This window comes from Actinoplanes oryzae (assembly GCF_030757795.1).
In the GTDB taxonomy this organism is placed as follows: domain Bacteria; phylum Actinomycetota; class Actinomycetes; order Mycobacteriales; family Micromonosporaceae; genus Actinoplanes.
In genome coordinates, this window is sequence record NZ_JAUQWH010000117.1 from 21,135 (window position 1) to 28,281 (window position 7,147).

Below are 7,147 nucleotides of genomic sequence, written 5' to 3' on the forward strand. Positions count from 1 at the left end.
GTGGGCGCGGCGGCGCGGTCAGGCGAGCGTGCCGGTGAGGTGCGCGGCGGCGGCGATCGTGGCGGCGTACTGGACGGACACCAGGCGGCGGATCTCGATCGGCTCGAGGCCGTCGTTGTGGTCGTCGGCGGCGACCCAGGCGTCGTACGCGGCGGAGAGCTCGGCGAGGGCCGCGCGCACCTCCGGGCGTACGTTGCCGACCGCGGCCTCCCCGCGCAAGGCCCGCAGCAGCACGCCGCCGTAGCGCAGCCGCCACTCGTGCACGTGCGAGGCGAGCGAGGTGACCTCGGCCACCGAGGCGGGCCGGTCGGCGGCCGGGGACTCGCTGCGGGCCTGCTGGGCCTTGGCGACCTCGGCGACGAAGTGGGCGAAGAAGCGGGCCGAGCGCCAGTACGGCGACTCGGGCGCGAGCAGCCGGCCCTCCACCGCGGCCAGCGTGCGGGTCAGCAGTGCGGCGAGGTCGTGCAGGCCGGCGGCCTCCTCGGCCAGGGCCTGCGCGTACGTGCGCCCCGAGTCGCTCGCGTCCCCGGCGGTCGGGTCCAGCCAGTACGGCAGCTCGCTGACCAGCATCAGCGCACCGAAGCGGCCGGCGTACCAGGTGGCGCTCCCGCCCTGGTCCACCCACTCGCCGCCGTCGGCGGTGCGCCGCTCGTACACGTCGGCGAGCGAGCTGGCCTCGAAGATGGCGTCGCCGAGCACCACCAGGTCGGGCGCCTCGGGTTCGCCGCGGTCGAGCGGGATGCCCAGGTGCCCGGGCAGGGCCTGCAGGACGGGGTGCAGGGCGGGCTCGGCGCGGCTGAGCCAGTAGTACGCGCCCCCGAGCTCGCTGTTGTGCAGCGACGCGACCAGCCGCGGCCGGTGCTCGTCGATGAGCCGCATGAGCGCGAGCGTCTCGGGCATCGCCTCGTCGAAGTACGCCGTCTCGTGGTTGATCGGGAACGTCCACTCGACCTGGTCGCGCCCCGCCGGCCGGTAGAAGTGGCGGCCGTAGTGCGCCCGGGTGAACGGCCCGCGCAGCCAGCCCTCGTTGAGCCGCAGCCCGTCGGGGTCGGCGCAGTCCACGATGCGCCAGCGGTGGCCGAGTCGCTCGCGCAGCGCCGCGTCGGTGCACAGGCGCTCGGCGAGGTGCAGGGCGGTCAGGCCGCCGATCGGCTCGTTGGGGTGCGGCAGCCCGTACACGAGCGCTTCGGGGCTGTCCCGGAGCTCGACGGTCAGGCACCACATGGGATCGCCCTGCCGCGACGTCCCGCACCGGCGCAGCGTCGCGACCTCCGGGAACCGCTCGGCGATCGACCGCAGGCCGGCGTGCAGCTCGTCGACGCCGGCGAAGTGGTCGTACGCGGGCACGGTGTCCAGCTCGTCGAGCACCCAGCCAGGAATCCGGTCGTCAGCCACCTCGCCATCCTGCCGCACAATGATCGAGTGATGAGAATCGAGACGGACAGGCTCCTCCTCCGGGCGTGGCGAGACGACGACCTCGACGCGCTCGCCGCCATGAACAGCGACCCCGAAGTGATGCGTTACATCCTCGACGGCGCCACGCTCGACCGCGCGGAGAGCGCCCGCCGCCTCCAGCGCTATCAGCGCGCCTGGGCGGAGCAGGGCATCGGCCTGTTCGCCGTCGAGGCCGACGGCCGGCTCGCCGGGTGGGCCGGCTTCGCGGTGCCCGAGTTCCTGCCCGAGGTGCTGCCCGCCATCGAGATCGGCTGGCGCTTCGCCCGCGACACCTGGGGCCGGGGCTACGCCACCGAGGCCGCCGCCGCGGCGTTGCGCTGGGGCTTCGACGAGCGCGGCCTGGACCGCGTCGTCAGCATCCGCCACCCGGACAACGTCCGCTCCGAGCGCGTGATGACCAAGATCGGCCTGACCCACGAGTTCGACACCGTCATCCCCGGCCACGACCGGCCCGCCGCGATTCACGCGATCGACCGCGCCACCTTCAGGAAGGCGACGACCTCGTCCAGCGCCGGCCGATAACCCGCGCTGGTGTCCACCTCGAGCTGCGGCACATCCAGCTGTACGCGGCGGAACCCCTCGTGGTGCGCCGCGTGCACCCGCGCATCGGCGAAGGACCCGTCGTCGTGCGCACGGCGGACCGGGCTGTCGGCCAGGCGCTGCCGGATGCGAGCAAAAGCCGTCCCGGCGTCGACCTGACAGTGCACCACGCGAATGTCGGCCAGCTCGCCCAGCGGCTGCAGCCGGGGCCGCCACACCTTGTCCTGGAACGCGGCCTCGGCCACGGTGGTGACTCCGGCCCGCAGCAGCAGCTCCAGCACCCCGAAGAAGGCCGGCAACGTCCGCATGGTCAGCTCGTCCCCCGGCGCGGCGGCGAACTCCCCGGCCGTGTGGACCATGCCCTCCTTGATCTCGTCCCGGCAGATCGCCGGGCACCCGATCGCCCGGGCGAGCCGATGCGCGAGCGTGCTCTTCCCGGCCCCGGGCGGCCCGCTCACCACGACGAGGACCGGTCTGCGCTGCGCCACCACGGCGTCAGCGTAGGGCACCGGCCGCCCGGCCGGGAGTTGAGCATGATCGATATCATGCGCCGGTGATCTCCTGCTCGTTCGATACGCCCGGTGCCGTGGTGGCCCTCGCGGCGGGCACCGCGGCCGGGCGGCCGGTCTTCGCCTCGGGCGCCCGCGGCGACGCCTTCGTACGGATCTGGGACGCCACGACCGGCGGCCCGCGCAGTGTCCTTCCGCAGGCAGGTCCGGTGCGGGCCGTGGTCTTCGCCGGCCCGGACGACGGGGTGCTGGTCACCGCGGGCGTGGACGGGGTGGTCGGGCGCTGGGATCCGGCGACCGGCGCGCCGATCGGGGCGCCGTTGCCCGGGGGCGCCGGGCCGGTCGCCGCTCTGGCCTCGGCGCGGCTGGGCGAGCGGTCGTTCGTCGCCGCGGCCGGGGCGGACCGGCGGCTCCGGGTGTGGGACGCGGCCACCGGCGCGCCGCACGCCGAGCTGGACACGACCCGCGAGATCACCGGCCTGGCGCTGACCGCGCTGGAGGGTCGCCTGGTCGCGCTGGTCATCGGGAAGCTGCGCCCGCCCGAGTCCGACCACAACGATCTCGTGGCGGCCGCGCTCTGGGACCTGGCGAGCGGCGCCGAGCTGCGCGAGCCGGCCGAAGTCTCCTTCTCGGGCGGGGCCGGCGCCTTCGGGGTGCTCGACGGCCGGCCGATCGTGGTGCGCGGCGCCGACTACTGGTACGAGGACGGCGGGCACGTGGACCCGGACGAGCTGGCCGACCTGGAGGTCCGCGACCTGGCGACGGACGAGGAGGTGTCGTTCCTCAGCCGCCCCGACTACGGCTTCACCCAGGCGGTGGCGCTGCTGACCACACGTGCCGGCCGGACGCTCGGCTTCTCGGCGGGTGACTCGCGGGTCATCGCCTGGGATCCGGGCGGCGGGGCGGATCCGGGACTGCTCCGCGAGTTCGGCCCGGCCCTCGTGCACAGCCTGGCCGTGACCGAGGTGGACCTCGCGGGCACGCCCCGGGTCGCGGTCGCCGCCGGCGCCGGTGACCAGGTGCACGTCTGGCACCCCGAGGGGCTGGACCGGTAGGGACTCAGTTCCCGTACGAGCCCTCAGCCCAGGGCGCCGAGGGTGTTCCAGCCGCGGGCGGCGTCCCAGGTGCCGGTGTTGGCGAGGCGGATGGCGTACGCGGGATTCGCCGCCAGGCGCGGCGCCGGGTCGGGCAGGCTCAGGGCGAGCTGCGTGCCCGCGCGGGGTGCGGGGAAGCGGGCGGTGAGCGTGATCGTCGTGCCGGGCTGCCACGTGCGGAGGTCGGCGGGCACGGTGACGGTGCGGCGGGTGGTGCCGGTGGTCAGGATCAGGTGGACCGGGCGGTTCTGGAGCGGGGCGGCGTACCCGTCATTGGTGATCTTGATGGTGACCGTGCCGGGCGCGGGCTGGGTGAGGCTCAGCAGGCGCAGGCGGTAGCCGAGGCGGCGGCTCGCCTCGGCGCGGCCGGCGGCACCCCACGAGTCCAGGACGCCGGCGTGGAAGGACGGATTCAGATACGTCCAGTGGTACGCCGCCAGCTCCGCGGACGCGTTCGCCCAGCCGGAGCGCTCGGACGGGTCGCAGGTCTCGCCGCCGACCAGCGCGGTGCGGCTCTGGGCCGCCAGCCAGGCCCGGTCGTCGGCCGCCGTGAACGTGCCGTAGTCGTCGGTGCCGGCCAGGAAGCAGTCGTCGTGCACGCCGACGCGGGCGACGGCCGGGGCGAGGCGGCGCTTGATCTGCGGCGTGCGCACCTGCACCGGCGTGGTCGCCGAGGTGGCGGCCAGCAGCGCGCGCAGGACCCGGCCGCGCGCGGCCCACGTGGTGTCGGCGGCGAAGCCCTGGGTGTAGTACCACTCGCCCCACCGCCCGACGAAGCCCGCCTGCACCGCCGCGAGGATGTCGGCGTTGCCGGTCAGGATCGGCTTGAGCTGGGCGATGTGCCGCAGGACGCGCGCCTCCGGCGCATCGAGATCGGAGTCCGCCGAGTACGCGAACCGCACCACCAGCTTCACGCCGGCCCGGCGCGCGGTGGCGAAGTCGGCGCTGATCCGCGCGAGGTCGGCCGCGCCGATCGTGTCGACGGCCTGGTATCCCTCCAGGTAGAAGATCCGGTACACCAGGCTGTGCGCTTCGTGGACCCGCGCGGCCGTGAGCGCGGCAGCGTCCAGCGGCACATAGCCCGGGCCGACATGCGTCTCGGTGTACGTGAAGAAGCCGCGACCGGGGTTCGCGAAGCTCGCGGCCGAGGCGGCGTACGTGCGGGTGACCGGCGCCGGGGGAGCCGCGACCGCCGCGCCGGGCAGGAGCAGGGCGGCGGCGACGGCCCACCGGGAAAGACGCACGAGTGATCCTTCGGCGGTGCTACGCGCGGGTTGAGCGTTTCCCCGGGTGCTGCACACGAGGCTTGCCGGGCGCGCCCGGCGGGCACTGGTCAAGCCATGCGTGTCGTGCTGATCGCCCTCATCGTGATCGTCCTGCTGGTCACCGTCGCCTGGATCAACAACAAGGCGTTCAAGACCGGCCGGTCGCTGCGTCAGAAGTTGGACGAACGGCGCTGAGCAGCCGCAGCTTCTCCTCGCTCGCCGAGCCCTGGTCGGCGTAGTAGAGCACCAGCAGCAGGCCCCCGCCCACCGGCAGCTTGTCGCGGTGCAGCCGCAGCTCGCCGACGATCGGATGGTCGACGTGCGCGGTGCCGCCGGACAGCCGGCGTACGTCGTGCCGCGCCCACAGCTCGCGGAACCGGGCGCTGGCCAGCGACAACTCGCCGACCAGCTCGACCGCCCGGGCGTCGCCGGTGTCCTGGCCGACCTCGTGGCGGAAGGCGGCGACGAAGCCCGCGACCGCGTTCTCCCAGTCGCGGTGGAACGCCCGCTCCTCGGGGTCCAGCAGCAGCGAGCGCAGCCTGTTCTCGCCGGGGCGCAGCCGGGGCGACAGGGCCAGGGCGAGCGGGTTGGCGGCCAGCACGTCGAAGGTCCGCCCCTCGACGAACGCCGGCACGCCGACCGACGCCAGCAGGTGGTGCAGCCGGGCGGGGACGCGCTCGGGGCGCCGGCGCGGGCGGGCCCGGGGGCGGGCCGCGGCCAGCCCCAGGAGGTAGTCGCGTTCGACGTCGTCCAGCAGCAGCACCCGGGCCAGCGCGTCGAGCACCTGCGGCGACGGGTTGCGGTCGCGGCCGCGTTCGAGCCGCAGGTAGTAGTCGGCGCTGATCCCGGCGAGCAGCGCCACCTCCTCGCGGCGCAACCCCGGCACCCGGCGGTGCGAGCCGGGCGGGATGCCGGCCTGCTCGGGGGTGACCAGCGCCCGGCGGGCCAGCAGGTACTGCCCGAGCCGGTTGGCGTCGTCGTCGCTCACCAGGATCACGGTACTGCCGGGCGTACGCGGGAGAGGGGGTCCTGGCACTCCCCGGATGAGCGGGGCTCTTCCCGCTGCCGTGCGGCCGGGTGATCGTCGAGGGCATGGACATCACCAAGCGCACAGTCTTCATCGCCGGCGGCACGTCGGGCATCGGCCGGGGGCTCGCCCGCAAGCTCGCCGAGGCGGGCAGCACGGTCGTCGTCGGCGGGCGCCGGCCCGGCCCCGCGTCGGATCTCGAAGCGGTCGAGATCGACGTCACCAATCCCGCGTCCGTGGCCCGGGCCCGCGACCAGGTGCTGGCGAGCCACCCGGACCTCGACGTGGTCGTCACCATGTCCGGCGTCATGCTCGTCGAGGACCTGTGGGACCCCGCGCACGTCGCCGCCGCCGAGACCACGATCGCCACGAACGTGCTCGGCACGATCCGGGTCGTCGACGCCTTCACGCCGCACTTCCTGGCCCGGCGGTCGGGCACCTTCGTCACCGTCAGCTCGGGCATCGGCTTCCTGCCGTTCCCGATCATGCCGACCTACGCGGCGTCGAAGGCGGCCGTCCACGCGTACTCAGAAGCATTGCGCGCCCAGCTCGCGGGCACCGGCGTGGAGGTCGCCGAGCTGGTCCCGCCCGCCGTCGCCACCACCCCGGAGGTGAAGCGGGCCAATCCGCGCGCGCTCGACCTCGACGCCTACCTCGACGAGACCCTCACGCTGCTCGGCGCCGAGCCGACCCCGCCGGAGATCCTCGTCGAGGGCGTGCGCATGCACCGGTGGGCCGAGCGCGACGGCACGTACGCGGACCTGGTCGCGCAGCGCTCCGCCGCCCTCGCCACCCTGCCGGGCCGCTGATCCACTCAAGTGGAATTTTTCTTCAACTTAGCCTAGGGTCGCCGGTGTGAACCCGTCAGCCCCGCCGCTACGGCGCGATGCCGCGCGCAACCGTCAGCTGCTGCTGCGCACGGCGTACGAGCTGATGGCCGAGCGCGGCCTGGACGTGCCCTACGAGGACATCGCCCGGGCCGCCGGCACCGGCATGGGCACGATGTACCGGCGCTTTCCGCAGCGGCGGGACCTGCTCGACGCGTTGTTCAGCGAGCACATCGACACGGTGATCGGCCTGGCCGAGCAGGCCGCGCGGCACGACGACGCGTGGGCGGGGCTCAGCTGGTTCCTCGAGCGGCAGCTGGAGATCGAGGCGCAGAGCCGGGGGCTGGGGGAGCTGCTCCGCAGCCGGCACCAGGCCTCCGAGCTGGTGCGGCGGGCGCACGACCGGATGACCCCGCTGGTCGCCGGCCTC

General features: G+C 74.5%; 8 protein-coding genes. 4 read left to right on the forward strand and 4 right to left on the reverse strand.

Annotation, left to right across the window (positions count from 1 at the left end; genetic code table 11):
* Window positions 1–18: 18 nt before the first annotated feature.
* Window positions 19–1,395, reverse strand: a complete 1,377-nt coding sequence (locus tag RBH18_RS30340) for a M14 family zinc carboxypeptidase (protein ID WP_306213878.1) — start codon at window positions 1,393–1,395, stop codon at window positions 19–21.
* A 30-nt stretch (window positions 1,396–1,425) separates the two neighbouring features.
* On the opposite strand from RBH18_RS30340, the gene RBH18_RS30345 reads away from it, so the two are divergent.
* Window positions 1,426–1,977, forward strand: coding sequence for a GNAT family N-acetyltransferase (locus tag RBH18_RS30345; RefSeq protein ID WP_306213879.1), 552 nt, complete (start codon window positions 1,426–1,428; stop codon window positions 1,975–1,977).
* Here the strand turns inward: RBH18_RS30345 and RBH18_RS30350 are convergent.
* Window positions 1,917–2,483 carry an AAA family ATPase gene (locus tag RBH18_RS30350; RefSeq protein WP_306213880.1) on the reverse strand — a complete coding sequence of 189 codons (567 nt, stop codon included), beginning with the start codon at window positions 2,481–2,483 and terminating at the stop codon, window positions 1,917–1,919. The two genes, RBH18_RS30345 and RBH18_RS30350, sit on opposite strands and share 61 nt — an antisense overlap.
* A gap of 65 nt (window positions 2,484–2,548) precedes the next feature.
* Here RBH18_RS30350 and RBH18_RS30355 point away from each other — a divergent pair, with 65 nt between their 5' ends.
* A complete protein-coding gene (locus RBH18_RS30355) occupies window positions 2,549–3,559 on the forward strand; it encodes a WD40 repeat domain-containing protein (protein WP_306213881.1) in 1,011 nt (336 codons plus the stop codon).
* A 23-nt stretch (window positions 3,560–3,582) separates the two neighbouring features.
* Here the strand turns inward: RBH18_RS30355 and RBH18_RS30360 are convergent, their stop codons facing one another.
* Together RBH18_RS30360 and RBH18_RS30365 are read right to left on the reverse strand one after the other, a co-directional pair.
* Window positions 3,583–4,842 carry a DUF4832 domain-containing protein gene (locus RBH18_RS30360; RefSeq protein ID WP_306213882.1) on the reverse strand — a complete coding sequence of 420 codons (1,260 nt, stop codon included), beginning with the start codon at window positions 4,840–4,842 and terminating at the stop codon, window positions 3,583–3,585.
* A 169-nt stretch (window positions 4,843–5,011) separates the two neighbouring features.
* Window positions 5,012–5,851, reverse strand: coding sequence for a helix-turn-helix domain-containing protein (locus RBH18_RS30365; RefSeq protein WP_306213883.1), 840 nt, complete (start codon window positions 5,849–5,851; stop codon window positions 5,012–5,014).
* A gap of 104 nt (window positions 5,852–5,955) precedes the next feature.
* Here RBH18_RS30365 and RBH18_RS30370 point away from each other — a divergent pair, with 104 nt between their 5' ends.
* Both RBH18_RS30370 and RBH18_RS30375 read left to right on the forward strand, forming a co-directional pair.
* Window positions 5,956–6,699 carry an SDR family oxidoreductase gene (locus RBH18_RS30370; protein ID WP_306213884.1) on the forward strand — a complete coding sequence of 248 codons (744 nt, stop codon included), beginning with the start codon at window positions 5,956–5,958 and terminating at the stop codon, window positions 6,697–6,699.
* Window positions 6,700–6,745: 46 nt separating this feature from the next.
* A partial coding sequence (locus RBH18_RS30375; protein ID WP_306213885.1) for a TetR/AcrR family transcriptional regulator occupies window positions 6,746–7,147 on the forward strand: 402 nt, incomplete at its 3' end.

Excerpts from the sequence above, each read along its gene's own strand:
- RBH18_RS30345 (WP_306213879.1), top strand. The coding sequence starts at position 1,426 with ATGAGAATCGAGACGGACAGGCTCCTCCTCCGGGCGTGGCGAGACGAC.
- RBH18_RS30370 (WP_306213884.1), top strand. The coding sequence starts at position 5,956 with ATGGACATCACCAAGCGCACAGTCTTCATCGCCGGCGGCACGTCGGGC.